Genomic DNA, 16,226 nt, shown 5'->3' on the forward strand with positions numbered 1-16,226 from the left:
ATCAGCAGTCCTCCCCCATTTTTCTGCCAAGCAGCCAAAAGTGGTTTTGCCCATCCTCAGAAAAATCCATGGCACACCTGATCTGACGGCTCTTTCCCTCATTTTGGGCCATTAGCATGCTAAGAATGATGTTGGCAAAGGCTGTGTGATTGGATTTTTTAGAGGAAAGCTTGAATAAAAGGGCATATGCCCTTCCATTCTCCAGTTCAGCGAACTCCTCATAGAAATCTCTGACATTGCTCCAACCATGCTTTTCATACACAACTTCAAATCCCGGATAATCCTGAACCGCTGACGGAGCCTTGCTTTCCTCATCCATCCAGTCCAGATGTTCATCTTTACCGGCTCGTTCAATCATGTAATCAAAGAAAGAATCAACACTATCAACCGTCTTTTGATAGTCCTCTTTTGACAATCCAAACTCGTCCCTTGGATCATATTCCTCCATGCGGCTTTTGATCTCCGCGCGTAATTCTTCTATTCGTTCTTTCATCTGGGTCATTTCATGCTGATATGACCTGCGAATTTCTTTTATTTTCTGCAGCTTATCCTCAAGCTCCTGTATCTTGGTGCCAAAAGCCTCCGCGATAGTTTCATCGTCCGCATCAAGATACTCTCTGATTTCTTCAATGGTGAAGCCTGCAGTCTGCAAGTTCTTGATCTTTACAAAATCAAGAGCCTGTTTTTCCTCATAATACCGATACCCTGTCCACTCATCTACCTTAACCGGTTTCAGCAGATTCATACGGTCATAATATCGCAGCGTCTGAGGGTTACAGCCACACAGACAGGCAAATTCCTTAATTGTCATACCGCATTTCTCCTTTCTGAATCCGTTATATCATTGCAGTAAAGTGTAAGGTCAATCATGAAAAATCTTTTTCATAAAAAATTCTTATACGCTGCGGCCTCTATATCCAATACCATTGAAGCCTTTGAAAAATGGCCCTTCACTAACTATATCATCTCGAATTGCTATCTGATACTACATTCTGTTAAGATTATCCTCGTACGAAAAAAATATATGGAGGCACATATACAATGCTAGAATTAGTTACACCGACACTGAAAGATATGTGGTTCAGAGAAAGCCTTATGGCTGATGAAGAGACCATGTCATACAATCACGCCTGGGGCGGGACTATCCCTTTTCCCAAGGAAAGATGGGCCGGATGGTATGACTGCTGGATCGTTAATCACGAAAACAAAAGATTCTATAGATATCTGAAAGATGAAAACGGATTCGTTGGCGAAATTGCCTATCACTACGATTCCGAGTATGATGGCTACGTTGCGGACGTAATCATCTTCTCAAAATACAGAGGAAAAGGCTATGGCACACAGGGCCTGGAACTCCTTTGCTCCGCAGCAAAAGAAAACGGAATTACCGTGCTGTACGACGACATCGCCATCGACAACACCGCCATCAGCCTCTTCCTAAAACACGGCTTCTATGAAGACTATAGAACCGAAGAAAAGATAGTATTGAAAAAAGAATTGGGGATATAAAAATCCCCAATTCTAAAAATTCCCAATTCTTTATTGGGATATCTCTTCAAAGTCCCTGAGAACATTTGAGGTATATACCTTAGCTGTATCATTGTATTTAGCTACCATTGCAGCACTATCACCTGCAGGTGATTTCTTAAGAGTTTCTATGAAAACTGCATTATAATTCCTGCAGCATTCCAGCACCTGATAGTTATCTTCGCTGTCCAGAACGTTCTTCTCACCTCTGTCCACATTAAGGATCACATACGGATAGTTAAAGGATACCGCTTCATTAATAAGCTCACCGGCACAGGTTACATCAAATTCAACATAATCGATCTTCGCATCATCTTTTTTGTCCGCCCCATTGCACGCCACCAAAAGCATGCAGGCTACCGCAGCAACCACTGCGCATCTCCTAAAACTCATATATTTTAGAAACCTACTCCTTTTTTTCCGCCATTATATCACAAGGAATTTTAAAAAGATGATTTTCTGACGAATGACACCTGAAATTGAATGAATGACATATTTTACCCTGTCAAATCATTTTGGAAGGGAATCTTTTGACTATTACGATGCACAGGGAGCAAATTTAATGAATCGAAGATTTTTATTCCTATGATGCACAGGGAGCAATTTCCCGGCGGGTTTCTTCCTTGGTGAAAGTGCTGGAAAAATGCGCAGTTCTTGTACGACGACATGATTTTCAAGACGAGAGGGCGAAGGAATGACGACTGTCCACGAATAGGCATGAGTACGAGTCATTCCTTTGTCAGCAAGTCTATGAAAATCAGGAGGCGCACGAAAACAAGCTTTTTTACAGTGCTTTTGCCAAGGAAGAAACCTGCCGGGAAATTGCTCCCGTCCTCACAGCCAAAAACTCCGCCAGGAAATTGCTCCCGGCATTGAAAGCATCAAAAAACCCCCGCCACATATGTGACAGGGGTCGTAAATATGTACTGACTAAAGCAATTGATTTTCACTGGTTAGTAGTTACCTGATGTTAGAATCTAATTGAATTAGTTGTTTGCTGACTCTGATGTAGCCTCAGATGCTGCCTCAACAGCCTCCTCAGTTGTAGCTTCCTCAGCAGAAGCGTCCTCAGTAGCTTCCTCTACAGAAGCGTCCTCAGCAGAAGCATCCTCAGTTGCCTCCTCAACAGTAGCCTCAGATGCTGCCTCAACAGCCTCCTCAACAACTGCCTCTACAGTAGCAGCCTCAACTGCCTCTTCTACAGTAGCCTCAACAGCTGTCTCCTCAACAGTTGTCTCCTCTACAGCTGCCTCTCCGCAACCAGCAAGAACTGCTGCAGAAAGTGTAAGAACTGAAAGTAATGTTACGATATTCTTTTTCATAATATATAATCTCCTCTTTGTATACTGCTACCTCAGATCAGAATACTGTGCCACCCGGTGACACACAGTCTGAAGTAGTCAATTGCTTCAGTACAAAATTAGATTATATACTTATGATTTTGAATTGTCATGAATCAACTTGTGCAATTTAGATTAACCAATCAGCAATTTGTTGTGCATATTGCACAATTAAAATTCATCAAGAATCAGCCGGAAACGCCACTGGATGCTGAATCTGCGGCATCTTCAGAGGCTGAACTTCCCTCTGCTCCTTCATCCGAATTTTTCGTTTCCTCTTCCTTTACATAAGAGCCAAGCTGCGCCTCTGCCTCTCCTGTTTCAGTGTTCATCTTGAGAGTTAAGGAGGTTCCGTCGGCGCCTATGCCGGCAAGGCCTTCAAGAGGCATAGCATACTCTTTGCCATTCTCATCGGAAGCTACCAGCTCCCAGGCACTTGAATCTGCGTGAACCTGCAGCATGACTCCCATAAGAGTATATCCATCAGTCAGAACAACGCCGTCTCCAAGAAGGTTATCTGACAATGTATCTGTGGTAACATCATGGAGCTTAAGACTTGTGATATTAACTCCCATCTTATTAAGAACATAGCACTCAACCTCAAGATGCTTGGCGGCCTCTGTCCTCTCTGCCTCCTCGCTGTCGTAGGTCTTGTCCATAACTCCGACAATTGCCTCATATTCGGTAATAAGAGTCCTTATAGTCGGAAGATATTCATCGATCTTCTTGTCGCTCATCTTGGTAAAGTCAACGGTCAGCGTCTCTTCAACCTGAGCTGAGAGCTCATCGAGCTTACCTCTGTTGGACTCCTCGGTGAGATCCAGGTACTTCTGCTCAGCGCGGCCTCTGTATTCAACCAGTGTATTTCTGGCGTTATTGGCTTCGGCCAGCTTCTCGTCGGAGGGCTTGCAGGCAACCAGCATAAGGCCTGTGAGGATCATGACTAAAAGGGTTCTGATTTTTTTCTTATTCATTATATTTATCCTATCTCTGTAAGTATTGATGCGTCACTGCACATTATAACACTTAAGAGAGAAAATCACATCTATAGGCTCGCAGGCCCCTCAGACACAGCACTTATAAATCTCCATCCGGGCCGTAATAATAATAGTCCATGATAAGTCCAACGACCTGAGTGTAGTTGACCTTGCCCTCCAGCACGCCGTTGACCTTGAGGTTGGTGTCGATAAAAACGTCTGCTGCCTTCTTGACGGTCTCGGTCTTGATCACCGCTTTTTTCTCAACTTCCTTCCACTCCTCCTCGGTGACGAACTGGTTGTCATACTTAACCCTGTCGGAGATCTTCACGTGGGAATTGTACACGCTTTTGTCCACAGCACGGTAAAAATCGTTGTTGATATAATTAAGAACTCCCAGATATCCACTGTACTGGAACACGATGTCATCGGATCTGATGCAGGCAAGGAATCCAAAGAAGTTGGCCTCGTCCTCGTAGATATATCCTTGGGTGTGAGCCAGCTCATGGCACATGGTAAAGGGCTTGTTCATGATCGACATCTTGGAATTGATATTGGCTTCCATGGAAAAAGGGAAGTAGTAGCCCTGCATGTACTGCTGACACATGAACTCGCTGAAGTACAGCTCCTTGGGAGTTCCAAAGTACCCGTCAAATCTCTTGTAATCCTTGGAAAGGTTTCTCATGGCCGCTCTGGCAGTCTCTGTCATATCCCCTTCGTAGACCACATTTCCCTTCTCGTCACGGGGCATCTGCTTACTTAGTTCATTGCACTTTTTTACCATATAGTCCCTAAGATCTGCCAGCTGCTGAAGATCGTACTCCTCAGAAGGTGAATAGGTTGGAACCTTGGTGCAGTGATAGAGGACAAAGCAGTTAAGGCTCATGACTACGCAGGTGATGGCAAGAAGGATTGGCGTAACATGGTAAAAAAAGTCCGACATGCGATCCAGTACCTTTTTAACCTTGGTCAGCTTGGACTCTTCATTGTCTTTTTTATCTGAAATAAGCCTGAATACTATAAGGAAAACTGTGTGAAGCAGAATAAAGACCACTGTAACCACAACGTAGATTACCACTGCAACAAGAAGCCACTCACCAAAAGAAAATGGTAACAAGCTCGTAAGTCTGCTGTATACAGATGTGATCTTCGGGAAAATGTTGTCGGTGTAGAAGTCAGAAAAAGTCGCACTCTTCCATGCGACCAGATTGAATATTACAGAAAAAATAAGTGCTATAACAACAGGAAATGAAAATGCCTTCTTCGTTTTCATGTCCGTAACCCCCAGTGCCCCAGATATGAATATATTTTACCTCGAAATTATGTCCTCAAAATGTCCAAAACGAAGCAAATTGTTCATATTTTATACATATATTAGAACAATTTTAGGTTAGCTTAAGGTTAACCATGTTAGAATTATAATAGAATCCGCTGATCTTTTATGAATATGAAGGAATACATACATGAAATTACTACTTGCAGATGACGAAAAAGAATTATCAAACGCACTGGTTGCGATACTTAAACACAGCAATTACACCGTGGATGCGGTATACAACGGAACCGACGCATTGGACTATGCCCTTACCGGCGACTACGACGGCATCATTCTGGACATCATGATGCCCGGTATGGATGGAATGGAAGTCCTTAAGAACCTGAGATCCAAAGGTATCTCCACGCCGGTCCTCTTCCTCACAGCCAAGACAGAAGTGGACGACAGGATAAAAGGGCTGGATCTTGGAGCCGACGACTATCTGCCCAAGCCCTTTGACATGGGAGAACTCCTTGCAAGGGTCCGTGCCATGTTGAGAAGGAAAGAAGAATACGCTCCCTCCAATCTGACCTGCGGAAACCTCTCACTGGACAGAGTATCCTTCGAGCTGACAACCCCTGGCCATGACCCGATTCGACTTTCCAACAGGGAATTCCAGATGATGGAAATGCTGATGACAGGCCCCGGAAGAATAATCTCCGTGGATTCCTTCATGGACCGTATCTGGTCAGATGGCGAAGCCGACGTAAATGTGGTATGGGTATACATCTCCAACCTCAGGAAAAAACTGGCTTCTCTGGAAGCCACCTGTGAGCTCAAAGCCTCAAGAGGCCTTGGCTATTCAATAAACGAGGTTAAATAATGGAAGCTGAAAACAGTATGGTAAAAAAGCTGCGGAGAAAATTCGTCAAGACCGCAATGCTATCACTCCTTGTGATCATCGTTATCATGATTGCATTTATCAATCTGGTGAATGTACACAGGCTTGTTTCTGATGCGGACAATCTCCTGGTCATGCTGACAGACAATGACGGAGAATTTCCGGACATGCGCATCATAATTGAAGGTCAGGGGCAGTCGGGGGGATTTCCCGATGACCCGGAAGAAGACAGGAAGAATCCCGGTGGAATTGGAAAGGGCCCCAAAAATCCGAGCTCTAATGATCCAAACGCCTTTTTTACCCTTGAAAAGCTTAACGACAACAGATCCCGTGAAATGCCCTACCGGACCAGATATTTCTATGTGAAGTTCGATGAGTCAGGTGAGATTACAACCACCAACACTCAGCATATCGCGGTGATAGATGAAGAGACTGCACAGAGCTATGCACAGGCTGTTTACGAGAACAAGGACAACAAGGGATTCTATCACACCTACAGATATCAGCAGCTGATAGCCCCGGACGGCAATAGCATCATCGTTTTTACCGACCTTAGTACCGCTCTGGTGGATGCTTATACGTTGCTGTTCCAGTCGCTCCTTATAGGACTTATTGCCCTGATTGCCATGTTTATCCTGGTATATCTCTTCTCGGGAAAAGCGGTGGCTCCTGTGGTTGAGTCCCTCGAGAAGCAGAAGCGCTTTATCACTGATGCAGGTCATGAACTGAAGACACCGCTGGCTGTTATCTCAGCAAATGTGGATGTTCTGGAGCTTGAAGCGGGAAAGAGCGAATGGACCGGAAGTATCCGCAATCAGATAAAGAGAATGAATTCACTGGTCAAAAATATGCTGACACTCTCAAGGATGGACGAAGATGTGATGCATGTAGTCTACTCCGATTTTGACATGAGCAGTGCCGTAAAAGAGACCGCCGAGAGCTTTGTTCCCATAGCAGAAGCCGGCGAGAAAAATTTCAGGATGGATATAGAGGAAGAGATTCATATTACCGGAGACAAAAATGCAATCAACCAGCTGACTTCTCTCCTTCTTGATAACGCCATGAAATACTCCTCCGAAAAGGGCAGCGTTCATATCCTTCTGTCCAGAGCTAAAAATATCGTGCTGGAGGTTTCCAACACCTGCGACAGTATTCCTTCGGGAAATCTTGATAAGCTTTTTGACAGATTCTACAGAGCAGATTCCTCAAGAAGCAGAGAAAGCGGAGGCTTCGGAATAGGCCTGTCTGTAGCCAGAGCCATAGCTATCTCCCACGGTGGTACCATCGAAGCCTTGAAGGACGGCGACAGGATCATAAGGTTCGTGGTAACCCTGCCGAAGCAGCTTCCCAAGAATCTGCTGGCAAGAAATGCTAAGTGATTATCTGTAAATTTAATTAATCATTAAAAAAGTATAAACTCTCGCACAAGTTTATACTTTTTTTAGATATAAATTTCGTATAATCGTCCGAAAATACGCATTATTACTGAACTTCTATGATATAATTAATAAATCACAATTTAACTTAATTATATTACTGACTGGAGGGATGCGTATGTACAAAAGCGGGGACAAAGTTATTATTCTTGATTACAACCAGAAACCTCTCGTTCCACAAGTAGTTGCAGAGATTGAGGATGTGATCGCAGAAGACCGAGTAAGACTCAAACTTCCTGACAACGCTTGTTGTCTTGAGTTTGTTGATCGTTTTGAAAAGATTGATGAAGAAACCTATGAAAAGTATCTCCACGCTGTGCATGAGCGCGAAAAGGAGCTTCCTGTAGACCTTCAGCTGGACATCAGGAAATTCGCTTCCAAGCATCCGCGCCGCAGAAAAGACGAGATCATTAAGATGTTCGATCAGGACAAGCGCTATGTTTCAGTGCTTAACGCTTACACAGGCCGTGTTAATATGTACGGCGAAGAGAACATCAACGACCGCTTCCTTTTTGAGTACAAGGAAGCGCTGTACGGAATTGTTGAAACAAGAACCTTCTTCCATGAGCTTGATGAATCCATCAAGGTTCCGGATTTAGTATAACTAATACAAGTGCCTGTCCCCATCAGCAGCAGGGAACAGGCACCTTTTTATTATCTTCTACTATCTGCAATTATCTTAATCCCGATTCCTATACATACGAAAAGATACGGTGTTGAAGTTGTCTGAGAGAATGACACAAGGCTGTTGAGGAAATAGGCTGCAATGGGAAGTGCAAAGACTATAGCGGAGCCTTCGAAGCCATTGGCATTATCAGAATCACTCTTATGACCTTCGGCTACCCACATAAGTCCGAGCACACTGCTGACTATAAGCCCCAGATAGGCTGCTGCTCCAACAAATCCCGTTTGAATAAGTACTGTAAGAAGTTCGCAGTGGGCATTGGTAAGTCTTGATCCGTCAAAAGCTTCGTAAACCGCATGGCTTAAATCTTTGTCTGATCTGATGAAAGTAAAATAGCAGTCCTGGCCCACACCGATAAGCTTCTGTAAAAAGGACTCCTTGGAAAAAGCCTCTGCGGAAAGTCTCCAGATAATTCCTCTTCCGTTTCCGAAATCATCGCTCAGGTTATTGGCAAGAAACAGAAGTGCCACTACGCCTGTAGCAACCACAAGTCCCCAGAGAATCATACGATAAGCATCCTTATAAAAGGGTACTTTGATCTCATCAAACAGACAGCCGAGCCTGTATATACAGACCGCTGCAGCTACAAGAATCAATCCCACATGCTTTGCGCAGGAGGTGATGAGAAGGCTCGCTTCATAGGTGTAGCTGTTCTGAAAAGCCAGGAACAATAGGCCTGCTATCTCCATACCTATTCCCAGGATTGCAATTTGCAGAAGAAATTTTTTGCAATTCTCTCTGTCTCTGAAGCCGTTAAATGCAAGGAGAGCCATAACCGCTGTCACGATCAAAAGCGCGCTCTCGCTTCCCTGGAGGAAAAGTGTGGCAAATCCAACAATCTCATATACTGCGCAGGCAAAGAAGCCCTTGGAAAATCTTTTTTCCCTGTAACAGAGTCCTGCCCCTATTGGCACAAATATGGATAAATAGCCGGTGTACCAGTTGATGTTTCCGAGAGTTGCGAGGAAGGAATTGTTCCTGCCGTTAACAGCAAGGGGATAGATTCCGAATCTGTTGATGATTCCAAGAAGGAACATAAGAAACGGGACAATGAGGCATAGAGCTGCGATGTAGCCTTCTATTTTTTTCTTTGGGATAAAGCCGTATTTCGAGATAAAAAGAGCAATTATCGCGGCAAATCCCCAGGTCATAAAGCCGGTTCGCCAGCCGTCGAGGCCGAAGAAGGCGATTTTTTTGTCCATGGAAAAGGCAAGGGATAGGAGGGAGGTTAAGATGAAGGCAAGGAGGAAAGCTCGTGGCTTGAAAAAAGAAAGTGTGTCCGTTTTGCTCAAGTGAACCGAAGCATTGCCATTTGGCTTTTTTAGTTTGCTTGCCACTGACATGGTAAGTAATGCCACTATATTTACGATAAGGAAGCTACTTGCAATCCAAAGAGAGGCGATGCCCTTGGCTTCGCCCAGCTTGTAATAGCCGTCTCGCATGTATAGTGGCAAAATTACGCACAATATTATTATGTATACTGCCTGTATAAAGTTCATTTATTTTCCCGCTAGTATCCCACACCCTTATATCAATTACAACTTTAGTATTCCGCGAATCTGCAGATTATCGGGTTTAATTTCGAAGGTTGTCCGCTTGCCTGTCTTTGGGTGGTCACAGACAAACTTATGACAGACAAGGCAAACGTCCTTCACATTCTGCTCTTTTGAAAATGCGATAGATTCATCACTTCCGTATTTCTGATCTCCGAGGAGCGGATAGCCCAGGTAGGAGAGCTGCGCTCTGATCTGGTGATAGCGGCCGGTGAGGAGCTTAACTTCAAGTAAAGTAACCGGTTTCTCACCAATAAATGATCTGGCGATAACCTTGTAATCAAGCTCGGCGTTCTTGATACCAAGAGTCATAATAGGTATTTTCTCTCCGGACTTAAGCGTCACTGAATAGTCCTCCAGAGATGCTGCTTCTTTATCGGAGAGAACAACTGCTCTAAGATTATGGTCATCCCGGGCCATGTTGTTTTGAAGATGCCCTTCATCTCCCGGAATGTCGCCGTAGCAAAGGGCATAGTAATACTTATCAGTGGTCTTGTCCTTAATCTGCCCGGAAAGGCTGGTAGCTGCTGCCTTGGTCTTAGCCAGCACAAGAACACCTTCTACAGGCTGGTCAAGGCGGTTGACGGTGGCTACATAGGGCAAGCCCCGGTCTTTGCCTCCGGCTTCCCTATGTTTCCTGGCCAGATAGTTTCTGACATTACTTACCACATCCATGGTGCCGACTCTTGCCCCTTCTGTGGCAACGCCGGCAGGCTTGTGGCAGGCTATTATGTGATGATCTTCATAAATATACTTAATTTCTCTCATAAGAATATTTTACCATTTGTATATCACTTTACAGGCTGAAATTTCGCTTTCACATGAATTTTCCCTTTGCTGCCTTTAACGATAGTCGTTGTGGTTCCCTTAACAGTAACTGTGACAGTTGAAGGAGCGGTTACTTCCCAGCCTGTGAACTTATAACCCTTTTTCTTGGGGACAGGAAGCTTGACAGCCTTGTCAGAATTATAGGAATTTACAGGGCCGGCAAGGGTTCCGCCGCTTAAGTCATAGGTTATTCTGTAAGTTGAAGTTTAGTAATTGAGTTCCTATAGGCGTCCCAGGGTGCGCCATGAATGCTGTAGTCAGGCATGGATCCGCTACCCTTAATGGTAAGAGTTCCGCCGTTATAATCCCAGCTCATGTTGGGAGTAACATCTCCGCCAAGAAGCTGCGCTTCGCCGTCTAATGTGTCATCACCGATTTCTTCAGCAATGGATGTGCTTGTTTCTTCGGTGTAAGTTTCTACGTCATTGGCGCTTACATCATAAGAGGCTACTTCTGATGCCTCATCCGACACATCATCTGACGTATCTTCCGATTCCTCTATGGCGATGATTTCCTCATCTTCGAACACTGTTACATTTTCATCCTCGGAATCTGTTATGGTCTCGTCTTCTGAAACCGTCACATTTTCCTCTTCAAGGGTTGAGATTCCGGAGCTTGAATTATCTGCCGCCATGCTGACAAAACCGCTCTGCGCTACCAGATTCACTGCCAGCACAAGACCGAGGCTCCTGTAGAACATACTTTTTTTCATACTGCCTTAATCCTCCGCGTTTATTTCTCTCTCCCAAAGAAAAATTCTAAAGCCCGCAGAGCATTATTTCAACTGCAAAATAAAAGTGCCTGTCACCGAAAACGATGACAGACACTGAAGCTGCGATATTTCATTATACTTTGAAGCGATATCCAACGCCCCAGATTGTCTCAATATACTGAGGATTGGAGGTATCATACTCAATCTTCTCACGGATCTTCTTGATATGAACCGTTACGGTTGCGATATCACCGATGGAATCCATGTTCCAGATCTTACGGAACAGCTCCTCCTTGGTAAATACGTGATTGGGATTCTCTGCAAGGAAAGTAAGAAGATCGAACTCCTTGGTTGTGAAGCTCTTCTCCTGATCATCCACGTATACTCTTCTTGCGGTCTTGTCGATCTTGAGGCCTCTGATCTCTACAAAATCATTGGACTCATGACCTGAACCAACAAGTCTTGAGTATCTTGCCATGTGAGCCTTAACTCTGGCCACAAGTTCTGAAGGGCTGAAGGGCTTGGTGATATAATCATCGGCGCCAAGGCCCAATCCTCTTATTTTGTCGATGTCGTCCTTCTTGGCTGAAACCATGAGGATCGGTACATCCTTCTTTTCTCTGATGTGCTTACATACTTCAAAGCCATCCATTCCCGGAAGCATAAGGTCAAGAATTACAAGATCAAAGTCCTCTGCAAGAGCGGTTTCAAGACCTGCGTCTCCGGTGTTCTCAATTTTTACCTCAAAGTCACTAAGCTCAAGGTAATCCTTCTCAAGGTCAGCAATCGCCTCTTCGTCCTCAACAATAAGAATTTTGCTCATACACTAATCTTTACCTTTCTGTAGTTTTTTATGTATCCTGGTCTACTGTTACGGCCTCTGTTTCAGCCTCTGAACTGTCCGCATACTCAACGAACTTACGAAGCACGAAGTGCATGCAGGTTCCTTCTCCTTCATGGCTTGTAGCCCATATGTAGCCGCCATGATCTTCAATGATCTTTTTAACTATTGATAGTCCTATACCGCTGCCACCCTGCTTGGAATTTCTGGAAGCATCCGTTCTGTAGAATCGGTCGAAAATATTGGGAATATCTTTCTGGGCGATTCCCTTTCCGTTGTCCTCCAGCTCCACTCTGATGGAATCCAGCTCATCAAGGATCCTGATGTCGATCTGACCGCTGCCGTCATCTCGATTGAGGTACTTGACGCTGTTGCTGACGATATTGTTGACTACCCTCTTTATCTGCTCGGGATCCGCAACGATCTGTGTATCCGGAGTAGTAAGGTTCGAATAATTCAGCTCAATCTGTTTGCTCTCAAGATCTGCACCGATCTCTTCGATACAGTCTCCAAAGTAGTCAGCCACGTTGAGCTTGACGAAATTGTAAGGGATACGGTTGTTATCAATGCTGGAATACAGTGTAAGCTCATTAATAAGGTTGTTCATGTCGTTGGCCTTGCTATTAATGATCTTAATGTATTTCATCTGCTTCTCGGGGTTGTCGGCAACGCCCTCGATAAGTCCCTGGGAATATCCCTTGATTGCAGTGATAGGAGTCTTCAGATCATGGGAAATATTACTGATAAGCTCCTTGTTCTGCTTCTCTCTTTCTATTTTTTCCTCCGCGGATTCCTTAAGACGAAGTCTCATGTCCTCATAGTTGCGGTACATGGCTCCAATCTCGCCTTTTTCCTTGACGTCCGTCGGAAGCATATAGTCGAAATTGCCGTCCTTGATGTGCTGCATGGCCACGTTGAGCTCGTCAATTGGTTTGAAAAAGCTCCTTCCAATCCACATGGTCAGCAAAATGCTGGTAAGCAGCAGGATCAGAATGATGGCTATACTCATATATATTATTACCTGGGTGGTAAGCGCCGTGCGCAGCCCGGAAACAATATACAGAGAGCCTTCCTCTCCCGTGGTAAAGTGGAAATCGATCTGTCTTACAAGCCGTCTTGAGGATGTGTAGTAGATCCCGTTAACATTGGTGCCGTATCCGGGCAATTCCTTAAGTACGTCTCTGGCCCGCTCGTAGTTATCTACGTAGTAGACTGCATCCCCTTTTTTAACAATTATAAAAGCATATCTTTTTTCAACTCTGCTGTTTATCTCGCTAAGATAAGTGGTATTCTCAAGTACATAAGGATCAACCAAAAGTGCCAGTGCAATTTCTTTGGTGACCTCCTCCGTCATTTCGGAAAAGGCTCCTCCCGGATCAGAGAGCATTCCGTAGTCCAGGTTGGTGGGATAACCTACGGTCTGCTGCTTCCCTACCAAATAACTTCCCAATACAAGGTACGTTCCAACTGCCAGTATAATCGGTATTATTACAACCGCGATTGATGTGATCAAGAGTTTAGTACGAAAACGCATAGTGCCCCCTACATCTAATCTAAGTATAACATAAAAAAAGTACGGTTGTTAATTTTGAGTTTATAATTATCAAAATTTTGAATAAAAATTATTAACATAGTTGAATTATCGATAACTTTTCTTAAGTAATATTTAATGTCTAAGCGCTTGATATGTGATTTAGAGTTTGATAAACTTTTATCGAATGTGGAATCAGTCAGTTCACAGCCAAATAGGAGGATTCATAAAATGATCAATTGGAACAATTTTGATACTCTTGGTTCTGTAAATGAACTTAAGAGCGCAAAGAAGGTCAACCTTCAGGAAGTGATGGAAGGAGCCGGCGGCGCAGAACGTGTTAAGAAGTACTCTGTACCCATGGCTGCAGGTCTTAATTACAACTATGCAGCAAAAGAGGTTGATGATGCGGTTTTGGGTTCACTTGTAAAACTCGCAGAGGAAGCTCAGCTTGCAGAGAAGTTTGAGGCTCTCTACAACGGCGAAGTTATAAATACCGGCGAGAAGCGCCTTGTTCTTCACCAGCTCACAAGAGGACAGCTCGGAAATGATGTTGTTGCAGACGGTATTAACAAGCGCGAGTTTTATGTTAAGGAACAGCAGAGAATTGCTGATTTTGCAAAAAAGGTTCATAACGGTGAGATCACAAACGCTAAGGGTGAGAAGTTCACAACCGTTGTACAGATCGGTATCGGCGGATCAGACCTTGGTCCCAGAGCTATGTATCTTGCTCTTGAAAACTGGGCTAAGAGAACCGGCAACTTCAAGATGGAAGCCAAGTTCATCAGCAACGTAGATCCCGACGATGCTTCCGCAGTACTTGCCAGCGTTGACGTTGCTCATTCAATCTTCATCCTGGTTTCCAAATCAGGAACAACTCTTGAGACTCTTACAAATGAGTCCTTCGTAACAGATGCTCTTAAGAAGGCAGGCCTTGAGCAGAACAAGCACATGATTGCCGTAACTTCTGAGACATCACCTCTTGCTAAGAGTGATAACTACCTTGAAGCTTTCTTCATGGATGACTATATCGGAGGAAGATATTCTTCCACATCAGGCGTTGGCGGAGCAGTTCTGTCACTGGCCTTTGGTCCCGAAGTATTCGCTAAGTTCCTTGATGGCGCAGCAGCACAGGACAAGCTTGCAGCAGAAAAAGATGTTCTCAAGAACCCTGCAATGCTGGATGCACTTATCGGTGTATATGAGAGAAACATTCTTGGCTACGGCAGCACAGCAGTGCTTCCTTACTCACAGGCTCTTTCACGTTTCCCTGCTCACCTTCAGCAGCTTGACATGGAGTCCAACGGTAAGAGCGTTAACAGATTCGGAGAGCCCGTTAATTACGTTACAGGTCCCATCATCTTCGGTGAGCCCGGAACCAACGGACAGCACTCCTTCTATCAGCTCCTTCACCAGGGAACAGATATTATTCCTCTTCAGTTCATTGGCTTTAAGAACAGTCAGTGCCAGAACGATGTAACAATTCAGGACAGCACCAGCCAGCAGAAGCTCTGCGCTAACGTAGCTGCTCAGATCGTTGCTTTCGCATGTGGCAAAAAAGACGATAACAAGAATAAGAATTTCGAAGGCGGAAGACCTTCAAGCATCATCATCGGTGATGAGCTTACACCTGAGGCTCTTGGTGCTCTTCTGTCACACTTCGAGAACAAGGTTATGTTCCAGGGCTTTGTATGGAACATCAACAGCTTCGATCAGGAAGGTGTTCAGCTTGGTAAGGTTCTTGCCAAGAAGGTTCTCGCCCACGAGACAGACGGTGCTCTTGCTGAGTACAGTAAGCTCCTTAATATCTGATATGTGATTTATTGAATCCGGAATAGCAAACAGCCGGTGGCAAATAACTTGCCACCGGCTATTTTAATACAATATTAATTTAGTCTATCAGGGACTTAAGAAGTTCAAGCGTAGCTGCGGCGCAGTCCCTTGCTGCCTTAGCCTCGAATTCCGGATAATCCTTGATCTCGCTTCCATCTGCCTTGTCTGAGATGGCGCGGATAATAAGAAATGGAATGTTGTTCAAAAAGCATGCCTGAGCAATGCCGGTTCCTTCCATCTCGCAGCACATTCCGTCAAAATCAGCTATGATAGCGTCCTTAACTGCCTTGTCACAGATGAACTGATCACCGCTGCAGACTCTTCCTTCGAAGACCTGCTGATCCGTAACTACTGTCTCAATAGCCTTTTTTGCAGCAGCTCTGAGTGTCTTATCTGCCTCAAAGGTCTGTACTCCCAGCTGAGGGATCTCACCCTTCTTGTATCCAAAAACAGTTGCATCAACGTCGTGATATACAGCATCTGTAGAGAGTACGATGTCTCCGATGTTGATCTTAGCATCAAGAGAGCCTGCTGCCCCGGTGTTGATAACGTGGGTAACGCCGAAGGTATCCACAAGAATCTGAACGCAGATTCCGGCATTAACCTTACAGATTCCGCTTCTTACAACAACTGCCTCGGTGCCTCCGATCGTTCCTTCGAAGAACTCCATAGAGGCCTTCTTAACGATATTTTTGATCTCCATGTTCTTCTTGAGGGTCTCAACCTCAACTTCCATAGCTCCGATTATTCCTATTTTCATTGGCATTCTCCTATATGATGATGTAGGTGTCAAAATTATCCTGTTAA

17 protein-coding genes are annotated in these 16,226 nt (G+C 44.5%); 5 read left to right on the plus strand and 12 right to left on the minus strand.

Annotated elements, in window-relative coordinates:
• Position 1: 1 nt before the first annotated feature.
• The gene (locus G588_RS0103330) at positions 2–811 is read right to left on the minus strand and encodes a MerR family transcriptional regulator (protein ID WP_022777342.1); all 810 of its coding nucleotides are present in this window, start codon (positions 809–811) and stop codon (positions 2–4) included.
• 230 nt (positions 812–1,041) lie between these two features.
• Here G588_RS0103330 and G588_RS0103335 point away from each other — a divergent pair, with 230 nt between their 5' ends.
• On the plus strand, positions 1,042–1,509 hold the full coding sequence (locus G588_RS0103335; RefSeq protein WP_022777343.1) for a GNAT family N-acetyltransferase: 468 nt from the start codon (positions 1,042–1,044) through the stop codon (positions 1,507–1,509).
• 30 nt (positions 1,510–1,539) lie between these two features.
• Here the strand turns inward: G588_RS0103335 and G588_RS0103340 are convergent, their stop codons facing one another.
• From G588_RS0103340 to G588_RS19015, 4 genes are all read right to left on the minus strand, one after another.
• Positions 1,540–1,920, minus strand: coding sequence for a hypothetical protein (locus tag G588_RS0103340; protein WP_155830731.1), 381 nt, complete (start codon positions 1,918–1,920; stop codon positions 1,540–1,542).
• Positions 1,921–2,513: 593 nt separating this feature from the next.
• On the minus strand, positions 2,514–2,849 hold the full coding sequence (locus G588_RS19010) for a hypothetical protein (protein WP_022777345.1): 336 nt from the start codon (positions 2,847–2,849) through the stop codon (positions 2,514–2,516).
• A gap of 206 nt (positions 2,850–3,055) precedes the next feature.
• The gene (locus G588_RS0103350) at positions 3,056–3,841 is read right to left on the minus strand and encodes a hypothetical protein (protein WP_022777346.1); all 786 of its coding nucleotides are present in this window, start codon (positions 3,839–3,841) and stop codon (positions 3,056–3,058) included.
• 103 nt (positions 3,842–3,944) lie between these two features.
• Entirely contained in the window at positions 3,945–5,117 is a 1,173-nt protein-coding gene (locus G588_RS19015) for a DUF3810 domain-containing protein (RefSeq protein ID WP_022777347.1), read from the minus strand.
• Between the two features lie 190 nt (positions 5,118–5,307).
• Between G588_RS19015 and G588_RS0103360 the strand changes: the two genes are divergently transcribed.
• From G588_RS0103360 to G588_RS0103370, 3 genes are all read left to right on the plus strand, one after another.
• Complete coding sequence (locus G588_RS0103360) at positions 5,308–5,982, plus strand: response regulator transcription factor (RefSeq protein ID WP_022777348.1); 675 nt, start codon at positions 5,308–5,310, stop codon at positions 5,980–5,982.
• Positions 5,982–7,379, plus strand: coding sequence for a sensor histidine kinase (locus G588_RS19020; RefSeq protein WP_022777349.1), 1,398 nt, complete (start codon positions 5,982–5,984; stop codon positions 7,377–7,379). Before G588_RS0103360 ends, G588_RS19020 begins: the two co-directional genes overlap by 1 nt.
• 175 nt (positions 7,380–7,554) lie before the next feature.
• Positions 7,555–8,040, plus strand: a complete 486-nt coding sequence (locus tag G588_RS0103370; RefSeq protein WP_022777350.1) for a hypothetical protein — start codon at positions 7,555–7,557, stop codon at positions 8,038–8,040.
• A gap of 50 nt (positions 8,041–8,090) precedes the next feature.
• On the opposite strand, the gene G588_RS0103375 is transcribed toward G588_RS0103370, so the two are convergent.
• The 6 genes from G588_RS0103375 to G588_RS0103395 form a co-directional block, all read right to left on the minus strand.
• The gene (locus G588_RS0103375; RefSeq protein ID WP_022777351.1) at positions 8,091–9,620 is read right to left on the minus strand and encodes an O-antigen ligase family protein; all 1,530 of its coding nucleotides are present in this window, start codon (positions 9,618–9,620) and stop codon (positions 8,091–8,093) included.
• A gap of 36 nt (positions 9,621–9,656) precedes the next feature.
• Positions 9,657–10,442 carry an RluA family pseudouridine synthase gene (locus tag G588_RS19025; protein WP_022777352.1) on the minus strand — a complete coding sequence of 262 codons (786 nt, stop codon included), beginning with the start codon at positions 10,440–10,442 and terminating at the stop codon, positions 9,657–9,659.
• Positions 10,443–10,465: 23 nt separating this feature from the next.
• On the minus strand, positions 10,466–10,693 hold the full coding sequence (locus G588_RS23505; protein WP_081644240.1) for an InlB B-repeat-containing protein: 228 nt from the start codon (positions 10,691–10,693) through the stop codon (positions 10,466–10,468).
• Positions 10,690–11,214, minus strand: a complete 525-nt coding sequence (locus G588_RS0103385; protein ID WP_022777353.1) for a hypothetical protein — start codon at positions 11,212–11,214, stop codon at positions 10,690–10,692. The genes G588_RS23505 and G588_RS0103385 overlap by 4 nt, the downstream gene beginning before the upstream one ends.
• 133 nt (positions 11,215–11,347) lie before the next feature.
• Entirely contained in the window at positions 11,348–12,037 is a 690-nt protein-coding gene (locus G588_RS0103390) for a response regulator transcription factor (protein WP_022777354.1), read from the minus strand.
• Positions 12,038–12,065: 28 nt separating this feature from the next.
• Positions 12,066–13,589 carry a sensor histidine kinase gene (locus G588_RS0103395; protein ID WP_022777355.1) on the minus strand — a complete coding sequence of 508 codons (1,524 nt, stop codon included), beginning with the start codon at positions 13,587–13,589 and terminating at the stop codon, positions 12,066–12,068.
• 228 nt (positions 13,590–13,817) lie between these two features.
• Here G588_RS0103395 and G588_RS0103400 point away from each other — a divergent pair, with 228 nt between their 5' ends.
• Positions 13,818–15,398: a glucose-6-phosphate isomerase gene (locus tag G588_RS0103400; protein ID WP_022777356.1), complete on the plus strand. Its 1,581-nt coding sequence runs from the start codon at positions 13,818–13,820 to the stop codon at positions 15,396–15,398.
• A gap of 79 nt (positions 15,399–15,477) precedes the next feature.
• On the opposite strand, the gene G588_RS0103405 is transcribed toward G588_RS0103400, so the two are convergent.
• Positions 15,478–16,179: a 5'-methylthioadenosine/adenosylhomocysteine nucleosidase gene (locus tag G588_RS0103405; protein WP_022777357.1), complete on the minus strand. Its 702-nt coding sequence runs from the start codon at positions 16,177–16,179 to the stop codon at positions 15,478–15,480.
• Positions 16,180–16,226 lie beyond the last annotated feature (47 nt).

The organism is Butyrivibrio sp. AE3009, from assembly GCF_000420845.1.
Classification (GTDB): Bacteria; Bacillota; Clostridia; order Lachnospirales; family Lachnospiraceae; genus Butyrivibrio.